The sequence below is a fragment of the Arthrobacter sp. GW822-FHT05G07 genome (genome assembly GCF_058799755.1).
Genome location: NZ_JBXALT010000005.1, coordinates 353948 through 371269, shown reverse-complemented (window position 1 = coordinate 371269; position 17322 = coordinate 353948). Strand labels below are relative to the sequence as shown.

Sequence of the window (17322 nt, the reverse complement as noted above, 5' to 3'; positions counted from 1 at the left end):
GTGAACAAAAGGAGCACGAATGGGAATGCTGGATAACAAGACCGCCATCGTCACGGGATCTTCCCGCGGAATCGGCGCCGAAGTTGCCAAGATCCTCGCAGGTGAGGGTGCCGCCGTCGTGGTTAACTATCGCCAGAAGGCGCCTCGCGCCAACAAGGTAGTAACCGAAATCCAGGCAGCAGGCGGGCGCGCCGCTGCCGTAGGCGCGGACCTGACAACCGATGAAGGTGTTCACGCGCTGGCAAGCACCGCCATGGAGGAGTTCGGGTCCCTGGACGTACTGGTACTCAATGCCTCCGGTGGCATGGAGTCGGGCATGGAAGAAGGGTACGCACTCAAACTGAACCGCGATGCCCAGATCAACATGCTCAATGCAGCCGTTCCCCTCATGCCCGAGGGTTCGCGCGTGGTCTTCGTCACCAGCCACCAGGCGCACTTCGTCGAAACCGTACCCACCATGCCCGAGTACGAGCCCGTGGCAAAGAGCAAGCGTGCCGGCGAGGACGCCCTGCGTGCGCTCCTGCCGAACCTTGCCGACAAGGGCATCTCCCTGGTTGTTGTATCCGGCGACATGATCGAGGGCACCGTGACGGCGACCTTGCTCGATCGCTCCAACCCGGGAGCCATCGAAGCTCGCCGCGCAGAAGCCGGCAAGCTGTACTCCGTGGAGGAATTCGCGGCCGAGGTCGCCAAGATGGTGACCGCGGACGTCGAATCCGGCCACACCGAATACGTGGGCGGCTCCGACTACTTCGGCAAAACCGCCGAGTAGCGCGCACAGCAAACCAGCAGCGGTCCGGGACATACGTCCTGGACCGCTTCTCTTTAACCGGCTTTCCAGCGTTAACCAGCCTTCCGGAGCAGAGGATGACAATCCAATAAAACATTCGGATTTTTGCGTCACGAATTGGTGGTTATTGTCTTGCGTTTTTAGCTTTGCATTAACGGACCTCTTCTGATTGACTTTCCACAGCGCCCTCGTCCCAATCAGCAATCGAATTGCATAAACACGGACGGCGGGATTACGCCCAATCACCCAGCTCAGGCAGCAGGTGGAAACTTCACGGGGTGACTCCAGTGGCGGCTTTTGTCCCTTTGCTTTAGGAGCTTTCTTTGGACCTGTTATTGCGCGCCGATGATATCCACGCCTCGTACGATCATCGGCGCATCCTTAAAGGCGTCGGACTTTCGGTACAACGCGGCGAGATACTGGGGTTAATTGGAACCAACGGTGCGGGAAAAACCACCCTTATGGGCGTACTGGCCGGATCTCATAAGCACGATGCCGGATTGATGACGCTGGCCGGAGAAAAGTATGGGCCGGACTCTATGGAGGAAGCGCAGGCCTGCGGCGTCGGGCTCATCCCGCAGAACTTCCGCATCGACCCTCAACTAAGCATTGCGGAGGCCATCTTTCGTGGCACTTTCCAAGCAGGCAAGCCCCATCACGAACTTCGTAACCAGGCATCCGAACTGATCCGGGACATCGGCATCAGCTTGGATCCCGACACGAAGGTCGGAACGCTGATTCGCGCTGAGCAAGCCCTTGTGGAAGTCCTGAGGATGGTTGCCGAGGAAGCCCAGTTGGTCATCATGGACGAGGTTGCCGCCTCGCTGCCGGACCATGATGTAGCTGTACTGCATCAGGTCTTGCGAATGCTGGTCCGGCAGGGACGGGCCATCATCTACATCACGCATCGTCTGGATGAGGTCAGGTCCATTGCGCACCGCATAGCCGTCCTGAGGGAAGGCAGGGTGCACAAAATACTGGAAGCCAGCAGTACTGACATCGATGAACTGGCATTCCTGCTGCTTCAACAAGAACTGGAAGGCAACGCCAGGCCCACTGACCCGGCTGGAGGTGACGAGGCCCTCCGGGTGGTGAACCTCAGCATGGAGGACCGGGTTCGGGAGGTCACCTTCAATGTGGCCAAGGGCGAGATTTTTGGCTTGGCTGGAACACATAGATCGGGCGTCTACGAGTTGGTCGAAGCGCTTGCGGGCGTCCGCCCCAGCACATCGGGCCACATCCATTTGCACGGTGAACCCGTACAGATTCGAGGGGTCCAGGATGCCTTGCGCCTGAAAATCGGCTACTTGTCCGATGCTGCAGACAATGGTGAGGCAACCGGCAGCATTATGGACGGCCTTCAGGCAAGCGCTAACGGGGGTGCCGCAAATCTACAGGATGAGGTTACCCAGCTTCGTGGAGTAGTTGAAGTTATTCGACGCATGCGCATCAGCACGACGAACATCCATGGCGACATCAGCACCTTGTCGGGGGGCGACCGCCAGAAAGTCCAGCTCGCGCAGTGGATGGCCACGGGCTGTGATGTGCTGATCCTTAGCCATCCAAGCCGTGGCATTGACATCGGCGCAAAAGACGCGGTTTACAAGATGCTCAACGAGCTCAGTCAGACAGGGGTAGCCATTATTCTCCTGTCGTCCGACTTATCCGAACTGGTCAGCTGGTGCCACCGCATCGGCGTGATGCGCGACGGCGAACTTGTCACTATCGAGGCCAATGCCAACACCAATGAGGACGTATTGGTCCACCATATGTTGGGCGTGAAGTTTGAAACCGGCGGAAGCGAGGCCCGTCGCGTGAGAAATTAACGCGCTTCTGATTGCTGAAGTGCAAAGGGGACGGTGGCACAGAAGCACACCGTCCCCTTTGCTTTGCCCTCAGGGGTTTGTCAGATGGTGATGTCCTTGGCGAGGTTCTTGAGCTTGTGCCTGGCCAGCGCCAGATTGGCGTACGTGCGATCGAGTACCAGATAGACGAAGAGGCCTCTGGAACCGCTTGAGTTCAGAACGTTGATGAGGTGGTACTGCGTGCCCAACGTAATAAGAATGTCGTCAATGTCGCTGTCAATGCTGAGATCGGCCATGGTGCGCAGCTTGGCGCTCACTACATTTGAGTTGCCCGCGGCAGCAACGCCCAGGTCGAAGCCCGGGTTTCCGCCTTGGGCCAAGGCCATGCCGCTGGAATAGTCCACCACGGCCGCACCGGTGGCCCCTTCAATGGCCAGTAGTTGCTTGATGGCCTCATCGAGTGTGCTCATATCGGGTTGTTCCTGTTCTGTTGTGTAACCGGAGGTATCCGTGCAGTCGGCAGTTCGGATTGCATCCACTCCGTAGAGATTCGCGTGGAAAATCTCATGGAGGGGCGTAAAGGGCTCGTCTTGCGGGGCGTGGTCATATCCAGCTGATTCGAATCTCACGATGCGTTTCCGCCATTTCCACCCTCGTTCCGAACGGCTCATTTTATGCCCCCGCATTTCCATCATCCCGACCTACCGCCTGCTATGCGGAGTTACTTATAGGACTCTTCACTTTACACAAAAAGTATCAGTTCGATGCAACCGGATTTACGCACCCCCGGCAAATACGCACGTGGTCGGCAATTAGTATCAGTTCGATAAATTACCGCAAATTCTTCGTCACGAAATTGGTTTTGTTGTTTCGCCACAGCCACCATGGCTCGGGTGGGGCATGCGGTCATGCAGAAGCACCGGTGGAAAAATTCCACCGGTGCTTCGGTCATGCGATCGTGAGGCGGCGTCGCGCGGGCGACGCCTGAATCAGACGTTGGCGATATGCCGCACGGCGTCCAGATACGGGATGGTAATAACAGCGTCGGCTACTGCGCGCACGGCCGGTTTGGCGTTGAAGGCAATTCCTATGCCGGCAGCACCGAGCATGTCCAGGTCATTGGCACCGTCGCCCACCGCAATGGTGTGCTCAAGGCCGATGCCTTCCTCAGCCGCCCATTCACGCAAGTACTTTTCCTTCGCGGCCCGATCGATGACCGCGCCAAGTACCTTACCGGTCAAGGCGCCGTCGATGATCTCGAGCTCGTTGGCAATCCAATAGTCCAGGCCGAGTTGCTCGGCGATGGGACCCAGGATCTGGTTAAAGCCGCCGGACACCACCGCCACCACGTGGCCAGCCTCCTTGAACGCGGCTACCAATTCTGCCGCTCCAAGACTTAGGCGCACCTCTTGGCGAACAGAATCGACGACGTCGGCCGGCAGGCCGGCGAGGACGGCAACGCGTGCGTGCAGGCTCTGGGCGAAGTCCAACTCTCCGCGCATGGCAGCCTCCGTGACGGCGGCGACTTCCTCGCGCTTGCCGGCGTGCGCCGCCAACAGCTCGATGACCTCTTGCTGGATCAGGGTTGAATCCACATCCATGATCAGAAGCTTCCGGGGGGCCTGGCGCAGGGCCTCCGGAACAATGGCTGTGTCCACCCCTGCCTTCGCGGCTTCCGCCACGAGCCGCCGCACGGTCAAGAGATCCGCATCCGTGTCAGCGCCGACGATGAGTTCGGCCGTATGCACAGCGAAGCGCTCGTCACCGCCGTGTGATTCCGATGACACCGAGGCACCGGCGTCGGCTAGTACCTTGAGCAGGTTTTCCAGTGATTCGGGGGACAAATTCACGCCGTAGCTGACTGCAGCCAAGTTCGAAGTCATGGCCTCAATCCTACTGAGGCTGCCGCGGGCACCCGAATTCGTTTCGGCTGGTAAAGCAGGAGAAACCCCGGTTATCAGTCATGTGCATTTTTGTCCTAGTGTCTACTGCTATGAGTGATGTTCTGGAATTGGCTTCCGTCAGCGTTGTCCGAGGCAAGAAGACCCTGCTGGACAAGGTCGATTGGGAAGTCAACGAAGGCGAACGCTGGGTCATCCTGGGGCCGAACGGCGCCGGTAAGACCACCCTTCTCCAGATTGCTGCCGCCCGCATGCACCCAAGCAGCGGCAGGGCAGGGATCCTTGACGAGACAATGGGGCGTGTTGACGTCTTTGAACTCCGCCCACGCATCGGCCTTTCATCGGCGGCACTCGCTACACAGATTCCTGAACACGAGAACGTCCTGAACGTCGTTGTCACCGCAGCCTACGGCGTCACCGGACGCTGGCGCGAGGGATATGAACGCGACGACGAACGCCGCGCCTTCGGTCTGCTGAACGACTGGGGGATGGGTCCCTTGTTGAACCGCACCTTTGCCACCCTGTCCGAGGGCGAGCGCAAACGCGTCCAGATCGCCCGTGCGCTCATGACCGACCCCGAATTGCTGCTCCTGGACGAGCCGGCAGCAGGCCTTGACCTCGGCGGACGCGAAGAACTGGTGCACAAGCTTGGCGAGCTCGCCAGCGACGAAGCAGCACCGGCGATGGTCCTTGTCACCCATCACCTTGAGGAAGTGCCGCCGGGATTCACTCACGCCATGCTGCTCCGCGAAGGCGGAGTGGTCGCTGCCGGCCCCATCAAGGAAGTCCTCACCGACGAGCACCTCAGCAACACCTTCGGCCTGGCCTTGGATGTTTCGGAAAACGCCGGCCGTTACACGGCTACTGCCCGGCGCTAGAGGGGTTCTGTAACTTACTGTGGAGATTCTTAGCAGCATTCTGGTCTTTTTCGCGGGCTTGTGGGCCGGCACCATCAATGCCGTAGTCGGCTCCGGCACGCTTGTGACATTCCCCGTGCTGATAGCACTGGGAGTGACACCGGTTGTCGCGTCCATGAGCAACGCCATGGGCCTGGTGGCTGGAACGGCCGCGGGAGCGTGGGGCTATCGGCGAGAGCTGGCGGGCCGGGGAAGGCAGTTGATGAAGCTGCTTCCGGCCTCCCTGCTGGGTGGCATCACCGGCGCATGGCTCTTGCTGCATTTGCCGGAAAAGGTCTTCCATTATGTGGCCCCCGTCCTTTTGGTGCTGGCCCTTCTGATGGTGCTGTTCCAGCCCAAGCTGCAGGCGTGGATTCGTAGCCGGGAACAGAATCCAGAGCATGCCATCCGGGACCGAAGCCACGGGATCCTCCTGGTGGTTCTCGTTTACTTGGCCGGCGTCTACGGCGGCTATTTCGTTGCCGCGCAGGGCATTCTCCTGGTCGGTATCCTTGGGGTGTTCCTTACGGGCACCATGCAAAACGCCAACGCCATGAAGAACATCCTGGTGCTCGGTGTGAACATGGTGGCGGCCATCTCTTACCTGATCTTCGCCTTCGACCGCATCAACTGGCTCGTTGTCCTGCTCATCGCCGTAAGCTCCACCATCGGCGGACTTGTGGGTGCCAAAGTGGGCCGGAAGTTGTCGCCCCGGGTTCTCAGGGCGGTCATCTTCACCCTCGGCATCGTGGCCCTCGGCTTCATGATCGCCAATCTGCTGAAATAATCGCCCGGTGACCTTTCACTACCTTGAGTCCGCAGCTGATCCACGAGTCACGGACTACACCACGCTCACTGACGTACACCTCCGGAAACTTCGCGAGCCGCGGGAAGGCATGTACATCGCCGAATCCTCCAAAGTCCTCCGGAGGGCACTGGCGGCAGGCCACCAGCCACGTTCCTTTTTCCTGGCAGAGAAGTGGCTCGAGGACTTGGACGACGTCTTCAAAGCCCACCCTGATGTTCCGGTCTACATCGGCAAGGCATCCTTGCTGGAGGAAATCACCGGATTCCATCTGCACCGCGGTGCCATGGCTGCCATGCACCGGCCGGCTCCGGTTCCGTTGGCGACCCTCCTGGCGAACGCGCAGCGAATCGCCGTCCTGGAGGACATCGTGGACCACACCAACGTGGGGGCCATCTTCCGTTCCGCCGCCGCACTCGGAGTAGATGCTGTGCTGGTCTCCCCGCGTTGCGGGGACCCGCTCTATAGGCGAAGTGTCCGGGTCAGCATGGGCACTGTTTTCCAGGTTCCCTGGGCGCGGCTGGAAAGCTGGCCGGACCACCTCGCTCAGCTGAAAGAGCAGGGGTTCACAGTGGCGGCTATGGAGCTGACCGATAACGCAGTGGACCTGGACGATCTTGCGGCAAGGAAGATCCCCAAACTGGCCCTGGTGCTTGGAACCGAAGGTGCTGGCATGAGCGAGGAGACGTTGGCCGCCGTCGACCTCGCCGTCAAGATTCCCATGCGTGCCGGCGTCGATTCGCTCAACGTCGCAGCCGCCTCGGCAGTGGCGTTTTGGGAACTCCGTCCGCGCGATTGATTGCAGTTCGTACGGGGTGGCCGTTTCCGCTATGATTGGTTGTTGGCCCAGCCGCTGGAATGTTCACATTGCAGCCAAGGTCCACCTCCATTCATACCTGGCAGCTGGCAAAATCCAGTTGCGCGAACAAAAGGTCCCATTATGAAGTCTGATATCCACCCGAAGTACGAAGCTGTTGTTTTCAACGACCTGGCTTCCGGTACGCAGTTCCTGACCAAGTCCACCGTGTCTTCTTCGAAGACCATCGAGTGGGAAGACGGAAACACCTACCCGGTTATCGACGTCGAAATCTCTTCGGAGTCCCACCCGTTCTACACGGGCAAGCAGCGCATCATGGACTCCGCTGGCCGCGTCGAGCGCTTCAACGCTCGCTTCAAGGGCTTCGGCGGCAAGAAGTAACCACTTCACCCCAAGGCTTTTCAAAGCCCGCATTGCCGGATTTCCGGCAATGCGGGCTTTTGCGTTTTCCGGCAAGATGGACAGCATGACTTCCCACCCGGATCACGAATCGCCCATCCACGACGACGGCACGCGCCTTCACGGTGAATATAAGGTACCGGGCGGCAAACTGGTAGTGGTGGACCTTGAGGTGGACGACGGACGATTTTCCAAGGTCTCGCTGAGCGGCGACTTCTTCCTGGAGCCCGATGAAGCCCTTGAGGACATCAATCGCGCACTGACCGGACTCCCGGACAACTCAACAGCGGCCGACATTGCCGCAGCCGTTGCTGCCGGCTTGCCTGAAGGTGCAGTCTTGTTCGGGTTCTCCGCTGAGGCGGTGGCTGTCACAGTCCGGCGCGCACTTTCCAAGGCCACCGGGTGGGCAGACCACCAGTGGGAGGTCATCCCGCCCTCGGTTCTGCCCACACAGGTCAATGTTGCGCTGGACGAGGTCCTCACGGAGGAAGTGGGAGCAGGGCGGCGCAATCCCACCTTGCGGTTCTGGGACTGGGAAGAACCGTCCGTTGTCATCGGCAGCTTCCAGTCGGTACGGAACGAGGTGGATCCGGACGGCGTTTCCCGGCACGGCATCACGGTGGTGCGCCGCATCAGTGGTGGCGGTGCCATGTTCATGGAAGCCGGCAATTGCATCACTTATTCGCTCTACCTGCCGCAGACGCTGGTGGATGGGATCAGCTTCGCTGACTCATACGCATTCCTGGATGCCTGGGTCATGGCCGCACTGGAGAAACTGGGCATTACCGCCTTCTACGTCCCCCTGAATGACATTGCCACCGATCAGGGCAAGATCGGAGGGGCAGCACAGAAGCGGCTCGCCAACGGCGGCATGCTCCATCACGTCACCATGAGCTACGACATCGACGCCGACAAGATGGTGGACGTCCTGCGCATCGGCAAGGAGAAACTCTCCGACAAGGGAACCCGGAGTGCCAAGAAGCGCGTGGACCCTTTGCGGCGCCAGACAGGACTAGCGCGGTCGGTGATCCTTCAGGCCATGCAGGACGTCTTCACCGAACGCTACGGTGCTGTGGAAACCCGGCTCACCCAAAGCGAACTCGACGAAGCCAGGCAGCGCGTGGACGCTAAGTTCGGCACTGACGAATGGTTGAACCGGGTTCCCTAGATCCGTGCGGTCAGCCGGTAGCCTGGGCCGTCAAGGCGCGCAAGAGGTGGCTCCGTTGCTCGATGATAATGCGACGCAAGGCACGGGGTGCGTCAGCGTGGTCACGAAGCCACTGGTCCGCACGCACCAGCACCGGATGTCGAGCAGGCTGTGTGCTTTCGGACAGGTTCTGGGCTCCCGGGAAGAGGCCACGAACAATCCTGCCCGCGATTTCAATGCTGCGTTCGGACCACACGCGCTCAAGGCACTCGAAATAAGGCTCCACGTAGCGTTCCAGAAGGTCTCCGGGAGCAGTAGCGAAGCCCGCTATTGTGGCGCTGAGGAGCTCGTTGGAAAGGCCTGTGCTGTTGACTGCGGAGTCCCAGGCAGCTGCCTTGACTGCTGCGTCCGGCCGGGCTGCGGAGGCCAGGGCATGGCCTTCCCTGCCCGATGCTGTCGTATCCGTGTCAAGCTCCCTGTCCAGCTCGGCCAGGCTTGCTTGCCCATGGGCTGCCAACGCCTGCCACAAGCTCCATCGCAGTTCAGCGTCGACGGCCAAACCCGCCACTACGATGCTTCCCTCCAGAATTCCCCGCACCAGGGTTAGCTGGCTGTCTCCATGCCTGGAAACGTCGGCCAAGGTCCTGGCCCAGGCAAGTTGAGGGTCAGAGCCGGGAGCAGCAGCCATCAACTGGTCACCGGCCACGGCTAGGAAGTCCTTTCGCACACCTTCGCGCGTCGCTGCCGGGACGTAACGTTCGATGGCGCTGGCGGCGTTGCCCAGCACGTTGAGCAGGACACCTATGCCCGCTTCCGTAGGCGCGAACTGCTCGACGGCGGACACGTAACCTGCCGCCGGGGTAACGCCATCCCGGGCCGAATCCCAGAGCGCGGTCCAGCAGAGAGCGCGCGCCATGGGATCCGAAATCTTGTGGAGCGATGTCCGGACTGTGTGTTCGGACTCAGGGTCCAGCCGGACTTTGACGTAGCTCAGGTCGTCATCATTGACCAGGAGCAGCGCGGGCCGACGCTTTCCATTCAACGCAGTCACCAGGGTGCTCGGACCGGCGACGTCCACGTCAATGCTTTCAGTCCTCACCAGGGCACCGGTGGAGTCGGCGTCATACAAGCCCAACCGCATACGGTGCGGACGGAGTTCCTGGTGGCCCGTCAGGGGATCGATGGCCTCCTGCTGGAGTGTCACGGCGCCGAGGACCCCGCCGTCCTCCACGAGCTCGGCGGCAACCGTGGAGATACCGGAAGTCTGCAGCCATTGGCGTGCCCAGTCCGAAAGGTCCCTGCCGGAGGCAGCGCTGAGCGCTTGGAGGAGGTCCTCCAGGGACGTATTGCCGAACTCGTGATCCCGAAAATATTGACATGACCCCGCGATGAACGCATCAAAACCAACGTAGGCTACCAGTTGCTTCAGAACCGACGCGCCCTTGGCATACGTAATGCCGTCAAAATTCTGTTTAGCCGCCTCAAGGTCCGGGATATCCGCCACGATCGGGTGCGTGGTGGGCAGTTGGTCCTGCACATAAGCCCAGGCTTTCCGCTTGCTGGCGAAATTCACCCAGGCTGTGTCCCAATCCGTAGCCCGGTCCACTCCGAGCGTCCCCATGTAATCGGCGAACGACTCTTTGAGCCAGAGGTCATCCCACCAATTCATGGTGACGAGGTCGCCAAACCACATGTGGGCCATCTCGTGCATCAGGGTGTTGGCGCGGGCCTGGTACTGGGCATCGGTGGCGCGGGAAGCGTAGACGTACTTTTCCGTGAACGTCACCAGCCCGGGGTTCTCCATGGCCCCGAGGTTGTATTCGGGCACAAAGGCTTGATCGTACTTGCCCCAGGGATAGGGGTAGGCGAAGAGGTCGTTGAAAAACGCCAGCCCGTTCTTCGTCAGCCCGAACAACTGATCGGTATCAAAGGAGTCCGCCAAGGAGGCGCGGCAGAAAAGTGCCAGCGGCACGTCAAGGCGGGTGCCGTCGTCGAGCGTTGCTCCCCAGTGATCCGTGGCCTTGAAGTAGGGACCGGCGAGCACGGTGGTGATGTACGTGGACATTCGTTTGGTGGTGGCGAAATCCCACCGCGAAGCAGCAGGGTCGCCCGCCACCGGCGTACGCGTCTCCTCAACTCCGTTGGACGCGACTTCCCAGCCGGCAGGCGCCAGCACGTGGAAAGTAAATTCGGCTTTCAGGTCCGGTTGTTCGAAGTTGGCAAAGACGCGGCGACTGTCCGCGGGTTCATACTGCGTGTAGAGGTAGCACTGGCCATCGGCGGGATCCACAAAGCGGTGCATGCCCTCGCCGGAGCGGCTGTAGAGTGCCACCCCGGTCACAGTCACAGTGTTGTCGGTGGCGAGACCTTCCAGGATGATCCTGTCGTGGTCCACCACAGAGCCAACGTCAAGCGTCCGGCCGTTCAACACCACTGACTCGACGCCGCCGCTGATGAAATCCAGGAAGGTAGCGGAGCCGGGTTCGGCCGAGAAGGTGATGGTGCTGGTACTCGGGTATCCGGCGACGGCGGGATCTGCCGCATCGCGGACATCGAGGGTGACGTCGTAGCTGTGGGTGGTGATCAGGGCTGAACGGGTAGCGGCTTCATCGCGCGACAGATTGTGATTCGACACACAGCTATCTAATCATGATCCACGCAGCCCCCAGGCCCAACGATGCGATGAGCAGCCAAGAGCCCAACGCCACCAAAATTGCGCGCCCTCCCGTGTGAATCAGCGTGCGGACCCTCACCGCGGACCCCAGCCCGAACAGCGCCGTTGCCAGGAGGATGTCCTGGACAGCCGCTGCGATTTCCAGTCCCACCGGCGGCACCCAGCCCAAGGACCGGACTGCAACCATGGACAGGAAGCCGACGACGAACAGCGGGACGATGGGCGGGAAACGGCCATCGATGCTCTTGGCCGCGTCGCCCTTCCCGTTGGTGCGCTCCCGCACGTGGAGAATCCGCTGGTGCACCCCGGCGGCTGCCGCAACGGGCGCCAGCAGGACCACACGGGTCAACTTCACGACGACGGCAATCGCCAGCGCCGATGTACCTGCGGTTTGTGCTGTGGCCACCACTTGGCCGACGTCATGCACGGACGCGCCGGTCCATGCCCCGAACTGTTCGGGATTGAGGTTGAGGGGGTGCATCAGCAGGGGCAGTACACCGATGGCAAGGGTGCCACACAGTGTCACGAGTGCCACCGGGAGCACGGTGTCTTGATGCTTGATGCGGCGCACAGCTGCCATCGCGCCGATTGCGGAGGCTCCGCAGATGGAAAAGCCCGTGGCGATGAGGAGGGCAGCTTCTCCCGGAAGACGCAGCAAACGCGCCAGTCCGTAGGTTCCCGCAAAGCTCAGCAGGACCACGCCTGCGATCAGGAGGAGGGACAGCCACCCCAGGCCGATGACGTCGCCGATGCTGACTTTGAGGCCCAAAAGCACGATTCCGGCACGCATGAGGTGCTTTCCGGCGAAGTCCAGGCCTGGTCGGGCGCGTCCCGCAGTCAAGACCGCCGTGCCCGGTATATTTGCTGAGAGCAAGCCCAAGGCAACTGCGAGTGTCATGGCCGGGACCGCCGGGAAAACGGTGTGGATGGCGAAGGCAAGACCCGTTGCGGCGATGCTCAGGACCAACCCGGGCCCCAGCCGGGAAAACTGGGGCGCAAGAGTGTTGAAGGGCATGCCTCAACCCTGCCGGATGGGGGCACGGAAGGCGAACCGGGAGCACCCGGAAACGGCGACACAATCAGCGCGAAATGCGCCCGACCCAAAAAGGTGATTACCTGAATCCCATGTCTGACCTATTCCAGGATTACTCCGAGGCCGCCGCACGCAGTGGCGCCTACGACGAGATGTTTGCCCAGGGCCACGTTGCCAGAAGATCCTATGGTCAGGTTTCCGGGGCTCTCCGCGAGCTTTCCCTGGCGGATGTCACCGCCCGTGCCGACTCGATGGCACGAACCTTCCTGGACCGTGGCGTGACGTTCGACTACGCGGGGGAGGAACGCCCCTTTCCCTTGGACATTGTTCCGCGTGTCATTCCCGCCGATGAGTGGAATGTGTTGGAGCGCGGCGTGGCCCAGCGCGTCAAGGCTCTCGAAGCATTTCTGAACGACGTCTACGGGCGGATGGCAGTAGTCACAGATGGCGTGATTCCCCGGCAGCTTGTGACAACCAGCGCACACTTCCACCGTGCCGTGCACGGTTTCGAGCCATCAGGCGGGGTTCGCGTCCATGTGTCGGGCATTGACGTGGTTCGCGACGCCGCAGGAACCTTCCGAGTGCTCGAGGACAACGTCCGCGTACCTTCGGGGGTCAGCTACGTCCTGGAGAACCGGCGGGCCATGGCCAAGGGTTTGCCCGAGGCTTTTGGCCAGCAGCACATCCGGCCTGTGGAGGAGTACCCCCGGAGGCTCCTGTCCGCACTGCGCAAAACCGCTCCCGCCGGCGTGGACGATCCCACCGTGGTTGTCCTGACCCCGGGCGTCTTCAACAGTGCGTACTTTGAGCACACCCTCCTTGCAGGGCTGATGGGCGTGGAGCTCGTTGAAGGCCGTGACCTCATTTGCCGTGGCAACCGCGTTTACATGCGGACCACTGCCGGTGAGCAGCGCGTGGATGTGATCTACAAGCGCATCGATGACGACTTCCTGGATCCACTGCAGTTCCGCTCGGATTCCATGCTCGGTTGCCCGGGACTGGTCAACGCCGCCCGAGCCGGGGGAGTGACCATCGCCAACGCTGTGGGCAACGGAGTAGCCGATGACAAGCTCGTGTACAGTTACGTGCCTGACCTGATCCGGTACTACCTTCACGAAGAGCCGATCATCGCCAACGTCGACACTTTCCGGCTTGAGGAAAAGGAAGCCAGGGAGCATGTTCTGGACCGCCTCGACGAACTGGTGGTCAAGCCCGTGGACGGCTCAGGCGGCAAAGGACTGGTCATTGGGCCGGACGCCACGAAGGACGAACTCGACGCCCTGCGCAAGCGCGTCATTGCAGATCCCCGCGGATGGATCGCACAGCCAGTTCTCCAGCTCTCTACGGTGCCGACGCTCTCCGGAGACAAGTTCGGCCCCCGCCATGTGGACCTGCGGCCATTTGCAGTCAACGACGGCGACGACGTCTGGGTCCTGCCCGGAGGCCTCACCCGGGTGGCACTCAAGGAAGGGTCTTTGATAGTGAACTCCAGCCAGGGCGGCGGTTCCAAGGACACCTGGGTTTTGGCCGACTCTCCGCAGCTGCCGGCCGAGATCATTCCCCGCCAATCCGTTACTGTCCGTGAGCAGGTATCCGTGTGGCCCGTGGAGAGCAACTGGCGGGACCGCCAAACGGAGCAGCAGCAGTGAACGCACTCCACCAACACTTGAACTTCGATTTGCACCACGCGAAGGAGGCAGTTCCATGCTGAGCCGCATTGCTGAGTCACTCTTCTGGATCGGACGCTACGTAGAGCGTGCCGACGGTACTTCCAGGATTTTGGATGTCCACCTTGAGCGCCTGAACCACCTGCCCCTTGAGGAACAGCGAAGCGTCGCCCGGGAGCTCCTTGCCGTGATGGGTGCCAAACCCCAGAGCGAGGACTTCGGCCTCCCGGAACTCCTGCACGCGTTGGCCTATGACAAGCACAGCGCATCGTCCATCGCAGGTTCACTCGGGGCAGCCCGCGAGAATGCGCGGCGGGCCCGCGAAACCGTGTCCCAGTCCCTCTGGGAAAGCCTCAACACCACCTATTACGGCCTCAACCAACACCGCAAGGACGTTGTGGGAACCTACCGTTTCTGCAATTGGGTCTTGGAGCGGACCGCCATGGTTCGCGGTCTCGCGGACACCACGGTCAGCCATGATGAGAGCTGGTTGTTCATGGTGCTCGGCCGCTCCTTGGAACGGGCCGATATGACTGCCCGCATGTTGTCGACGCGCGATGTTCAGTCCGCTGGAATGTCCTGGGTCAACATGCTGCGGTGCGCAGGAGCTTATGAGTCCTTCATCCGAACCCGAAGGGCAGCGTTCGGAGACCAGCACGCGGCGGAATTCCTGCTGCTGGACCGGTTGTTCCCGCGGTCGATTGTCTATGCTTTGCGCGATGCCGATGAATGCCTCGCCAAGCTGGATCCATCAGCGCAGCGCGTGGGATTCATCAACGATGCCCGGCGAATTGTTGGCCAGGCCCGGACATTCCTGGAATTCCACCGCACAGACGATCTCATGTCCGAACTGCCTGAACACATGGAACGTGTGCAGAAGGCCGTAACGCAGGCGTCTGACGCAATTTCCCGTAAGTACTTCAATCAGGCTGATGAGCACGCCTGGGTGGGAGAAGTTTCATGACCCGGCTGAGCATCATTCACAAGACTGCCTACAAGTACAACCGCCGCGTGACCCTGTCCTATAACGAGGCCCGGATGACTCCGCTGACTGATGGCCAGCAGGTGGTCCTGGAGTCCTCACTGAAGGTTTCACCTAACCAGGCCTCGGTCAGTACCTACCGTGATTATTGGGGGACGCGGGTCACAGCTTTTGATATGCAGATGCCGCATGAGAGCCTCGAAGTCCTCGCGACAGCCACCGTTGAAGTGCACCGCACCGAGCGGGTGGCAACCGAGGATGACATCGTGGGGTGGGATGTCATAGCTTCGGAGAAGGTCCAGGACGAGTTCAGTGACTGGTTGCCGCAGTCCCGGCTCAGCGGGCCCGGTGAGGAAGTCCTCGAAATCGTCCCGGATGTTGTCAAGGGGAAGAACCCCCATGAGGCAGCGCTGGCAGTATTCGCGTGGATGGCCGGCGAGATGACCTACATGAAGGGCACTACGGGGGTCACCACCAATGCCGAACAGGCATGGTCCCAGCGCCAAGGCGTGTGTCAGGATCTCGCGCACCTGGCAATCGGCGCCCTACGCTGCAGTGGCATCCCTGCGCGCTACGTTTCCGGCTACATTCATCCCCGGTCCTCGGCGGACATCGGCGAAACTGTTGCTGGCCAATCACATGCCTGGCTGGAGTGGTGGGATGGCGAATGGCGCAGCTGGGACCCCACCAACCACAAGCCTGCCGGTGATTACCACGTCACAGTTGCCCGAGGCCGCGACTATCGCGATGTTCCCCCGCTGAAGGGCATCCTGTCAGGTGGCGGTGGTTCAGGGCTCGCCGTCTCAGTGGAGATCACCCGACTCGCTTAGGTTTTTTTGTACAGATAAGGCCCTTAAGAGTCGCTCTTAAGGGCCTTATCCGTACTCAAGCCTGGCGTCTTTCTACCAAGGTGACGGCTTGTAGTCCTTGAGGAAGACGCCGTACTGATCTTCACCCTTTTCACCCATCACGATGGGGTCGTACACACGTGCGGCGCCGTCCACCAGGTCCAATGGAGCATGGAATCCCTCTTCCATGAGCCGGACCTTTGTGTAGTGCGGCCGCTCGTCAGTGATCCATCCGGTGTCCACTGCGGTCATGAGGATGCCATCGGAATCCAGCATTTCCTGTGCGCTGGTCCGGGTCATCATGTTCAGCGCAGCCTTGGCCATGTTGGTGTGGGGGTGGCCTGGGCCCTTGTAGGCGCGGGAGAACTGCCCCTCCATGGCCGAGACATTAACGATGTACTTCCTGTGGGCTGTGGACCGCTTCATGGCATCGCGTAGACGGCTGACCAACAGGAAGGGTGCTGTGACGTTGCACAACTGGACCTCGAGCATCTCCAAGGGATCCACCTCGTCCACCACCTGGGTCCAGCTGTTGATGGAGGCGAGGTCCGGTACCAGGCCACCGGCGTCGATGGCCGTTCCCGATTCAATTCGTTCCAGTGATGCCGATCCGGTGGAGAGTGCCAGAGACGTGATCGCGTCGCCCGCCAAGACCGGATGTTCGGTGACGCTGCTGGCGAGGGCCAGCGGGTGCTTGTCATGGGCATGCCCGAAGGTCACCAGCTCCGGGCCGCCGTTGGCAGCGTCAAGGGCTGCAGGCAACGGCTCGTCCTCAGCGTCCACCAAGGGCTTGTAGGCGTTGCCGGAACGCCGCACCGTCTGTGCGGCGTTGTTAATGATGATGTCCAGCGGGCCGGCCTCGTTGAGCGAGTCCGTCAATGCCATGACTTGTGCCGGATCGCGGAGGTCTATGCCAACGATCCGGAGCCGGTGAAGCCACTCGCTGCTGTCTTCCATGGCAGCGAACCGACGCGCGGCGTCCTTCGGGAAGCGAGTGGTGATGGTGGTGTGGGCACCATCACGGAGAAGCCGCAGTGCGATGTACATGCCGATCTTGGCGCGTCCACCGGTCAACAAGGCCCTGCGTCCCGTGAGATCGGTGCGGGCATCGCGCTTGCTGTGGCTGAAAGCCGCGCACTCAGGACAGAGCTGGTGATAAAAAGCGTCAACCTGGGTGTAGTGCTTTTTGCAGATATAGCAGGGACGCGAGCGGATGAGATGACCCGCGATCTCGCCGGTGGCAGAGGGTGCCAGCTTGTTGCCGCGGGTTTCGTCGTCAATGCGGTCCGGCGCGGCGGTAGCCGTCATGGCGATGACGGCGCGGTCAGCCTCTGCGATGGAATCGCGTTTGGTGACACGACGGTGGCGTTTGACGGCCTTGAACATCTTGCCGGTGGCACGGCGGACTGCAACATAGTCCGGGTGCTCTTCGTCGTAGACGTGGATCGTGGTCAGAACCTTGAGGCAGGCCTGGATCTCTTCAGGCGTCAGATCGGTGGAGCTCATTGACCTGATTTTACAGCCTTGGGAGCCAGTGGCCTGCCTCGGGTTCTGTGTA

General features: G+C 61.0%; 15 protein-coding genes. 10 read left to right on the top strand and 5 right to left on the bottom strand.

The genetic code is table 11. The features are described from left to right. Positions 1–19 precede the first annotated feature (19 nt). A complete protein-coding gene (locus AC1RJY_RS10930) occupies positions 20–772 on the top strand; it encodes an SDR family oxidoreductase (protein ID WP_014921891.1) in 753 nt (250 codons plus the stop codon). 341 nt (positions 773–1113) lie between these two features. After that, positions 1114–2616: a sugar ABC transporter ATP-binding protein gene (locus AC1RJY_RS10925; protein ID WP_011774810.1), complete on the top strand. Its 1503-nt coding sequence runs from the start codon at positions 1114–1116 to the stop codon at positions 2614–2616. Between the two features lie 80 nt (positions 2617–2696). Here the strand turns inward: AC1RJY_RS10925 and AC1RJY_RS10920 are convergent, their stop codons facing one another. Together AC1RJY_RS10920 and serB are read right to left on the bottom strand one after the other, a co-directional pair. Next, positions 2697–3224, bottom strand: coding sequence for a hypothetical protein (locus AC1RJY_RS10920; protein WP_238324304.1), 528 nt, complete (start codon positions 3222–3224; stop codon positions 2697–2699). Positions 3225–3584: 360 nt separating this feature from the next. Further along, on the bottom strand, positions 3585–4478 hold the full coding sequence (gene serB, locus AC1RJY_RS10915; RefSeq protein WP_210063812.1) for a phosphoserine phosphatase SerB: 894 nt from the start codon (positions 4476–4478) through the stop codon (positions 3585–3587). Positions 4479–4588: 110 nt separating this feature from the next. Between serB and AC1RJY_RS10910 the strand changes: the two genes are divergently transcribed. The 5 genes from AC1RJY_RS10910 (at position 4589) to lplAB (ending at position 8581) form a co-directional block, all read left to right on the top strand. After that, positions 4589–5374 (top strand): ABC transporter ATP-binding protein, encoded by a 786-nt coding sequence (locus AC1RJY_RS10910; protein WP_043806098.1) that lies wholly within the window; start codon positions 4589–4591, stop codon positions 5372–5374. 19 nt (positions 5375–5393) lie between these two features. Further along, a complete protein-coding gene (locus AC1RJY_RS10905) occupies positions 5394–6179 on the top strand; it encodes a sulfite exporter TauE/SafE family protein (protein ID WP_011774814.1) in 786 nt (261 codons plus the stop codon). Between the two features lie 7 nt (positions 6180–6186). Further along, positions 6187–6996, top strand: coding sequence for a TrmH family RNA methyltransferase (locus AC1RJY_RS10900; protein WP_011774815.1), 810 nt, complete (start codon positions 6187–6189; stop codon positions 6994–6996). A gap of 141 nt (positions 6997–7137) precedes the next feature. Further along, positions 7138–7395 (top strand): type B 50S ribosomal protein L31, encoded by a 258-nt coding sequence (locus AC1RJY_RS10895; RefSeq protein WP_017200906.1) that lies wholly within the window; start codon positions 7138–7140, stop codon positions 7393–7395. Positions 7396–7471: 76 nt separating this feature from the next. Next, the gene (gene lplAB / locus AC1RJY_RS10890) at positions 7472–8581 is read left to right on the top strand and encodes a lipoate-protein ligase LplAB (RefSeq protein ID WP_498602285.1); all 1110 of its coding nucleotides are present in this window, start codon (positions 7472–7474) and stop codon (positions 8579–8581) included. Between the two features lie 10 nt (positions 8582–8591). Here the strand turns inward: lplAB and pepN are convergent, their stop codons facing one another. Both pepN and AC1RJY_RS10880 read right to left on the bottom strand, forming a co-directional pair. Next, positions 8592–11195, bottom strand: a complete 2604-nt coding sequence (gene pepN, locus AC1RJY_RS10885; RefSeq protein WP_498602284.1) for an aminopeptidase N — start codon at positions 11193–11195, stop codon at positions 8592–8594. Positions 11196–11199: 4 nt separating this feature from the next. After that, positions 11200–12249 carry a YeiH family protein gene (locus AC1RJY_RS10880; RefSeq protein WP_498602283.1) on the bottom strand — a complete coding sequence of 350 codons (1050 nt, stop codon included), beginning with the start codon at positions 12247–12249 and terminating at the stop codon, positions 11200–11202. A gap of 110 nt (positions 12250–12359) precedes the next feature. Here AC1RJY_RS10880 and AC1RJY_RS10875 point away from each other — a divergent pair, with 110 nt between their 5' ends. From AC1RJY_RS10875 to AC1RJY_RS10865, 3 genes are read left to right on the top strand one after another with little or no spacing between them, the layout of a single operon-like run. After that, positions 12360–13916, top strand: a complete 1557-nt coding sequence (locus tag AC1RJY_RS10875; RefSeq protein WP_014921897.1) for a circularly permuted type 2 ATP-grasp protein — start codon at positions 12360–12362, stop codon at positions 13914–13916. A 55-nt stretch (positions 13917–13971) separates the two neighbouring features. Then, positions 13972–14898: an alpha-E domain-containing protein gene (locus AC1RJY_RS10870; RefSeq protein ID WP_014921898.1), complete on the top strand. Its 927-nt coding sequence runs from the start codon at positions 13972–13974 to the stop codon at positions 14896–14898. After that, positions 14895–15746: a transglutaminase family protein gene (locus tag AC1RJY_RS10865; RefSeq protein WP_011774822.1), complete on the top strand. Its 852-nt coding sequence runs from the start codon at positions 14895–14897 to the stop codon at positions 15744–15746. The genes AC1RJY_RS10870 and AC1RJY_RS10865 overlap by 4 nt, the downstream gene beginning before the upstream one ends. Before the next feature lie 72 nt (positions 15747–15818). Here the strand turns inward: AC1RJY_RS10865 and AC1RJY_RS10860 are convergent, their stop codons facing one another. Further along, on the bottom strand, positions 15819–17270 hold the full coding sequence (locus tag AC1RJY_RS10860; RefSeq protein ID WP_011774823.1) for an SDR family NAD(P)-dependent oxidoreductase: 1452 nt from the start codon (positions 17268–17270) through the stop codon (positions 15819–15821). Between the last annotated feature and the right edge of the window lie 52 nt (positions 17271–17322).

What these genes read in the sequence shown, in the direction of transcription:
- AC1RJY_RS10895 (WP_017200906.1), top strand. Translation starts at nt 7,138, where the DNA reads ATGAAGTCTGATATCCACCCGAAGTACGAAGCTGTTGTTTTCAACGAC.
- serB (WP_210063812.1), bottom strand. Translation starts at nt 4,478, where the DNA reads ATGACTTCGAACTTGGCTGCAGTCAGCTACGGCGTGAATTTGTCCCCC.
- AC1RJY_RS10860 (WP_011774823.1), bottom strand. Translation starts at nt 17,270, where the DNA reads ATGAGCTCCACCGATCTGACGCCTGAAGAGATCCAGGCCTGCCTCAAG.
- AC1RJY_RS10865 (WP_011774822.1), top strand. Translation starts at nt 14,895, where the DNA reads ATGACCCGGCTGAGCATCATTCACAAGACTGCCTACAAGTACAACCGC.
- AC1RJY_RS10875 (WP_014921897.1), top strand. Translation starts at nt 12,360, where the DNA reads ATGTCTGACCTATTCCAGGATTACTCCGAGGCCGCCGCACGCAGTGGC.
- AC1RJY_RS10910 (WP_043806098.1), top strand. Translation starts at nt 4,589, where the DNA reads ATGAGTGATGTTCTGGAATTGGCTTCCGTCAGCGTTGTCCGAGGCAAG.
- AC1RJY_RS10930 (WP_014921891.1), top strand. Translation starts at nt 20, where the DNA reads ATGGGAATGCTGGATAACAAGACCGCCATCGTCACGGGATCTTCCCGC.
- lplAB (WP_498602285.1), top strand. Translation starts at nt 7,472, where the DNA reads ATGGACAGCATGACTTCCCACCCGGATCACGAATCGCCCATCCACGAC.
- AC1RJY_RS10880 (WP_498602283.1), bottom strand. Translation starts at nt 12,249, where the DNA reads ATGCCCTTCAACACTCTTGCGCCCCAGTTTTCCCGGCTGGGGCCCGGG.
- AC1RJY_RS10870 (WP_014921898.1), top strand. Translation starts at nt 13,972, where the DNA reads ATGCTGAGCCGCATTGCTGAGTCACTCTTCTGGATCGGACGCTACGTA.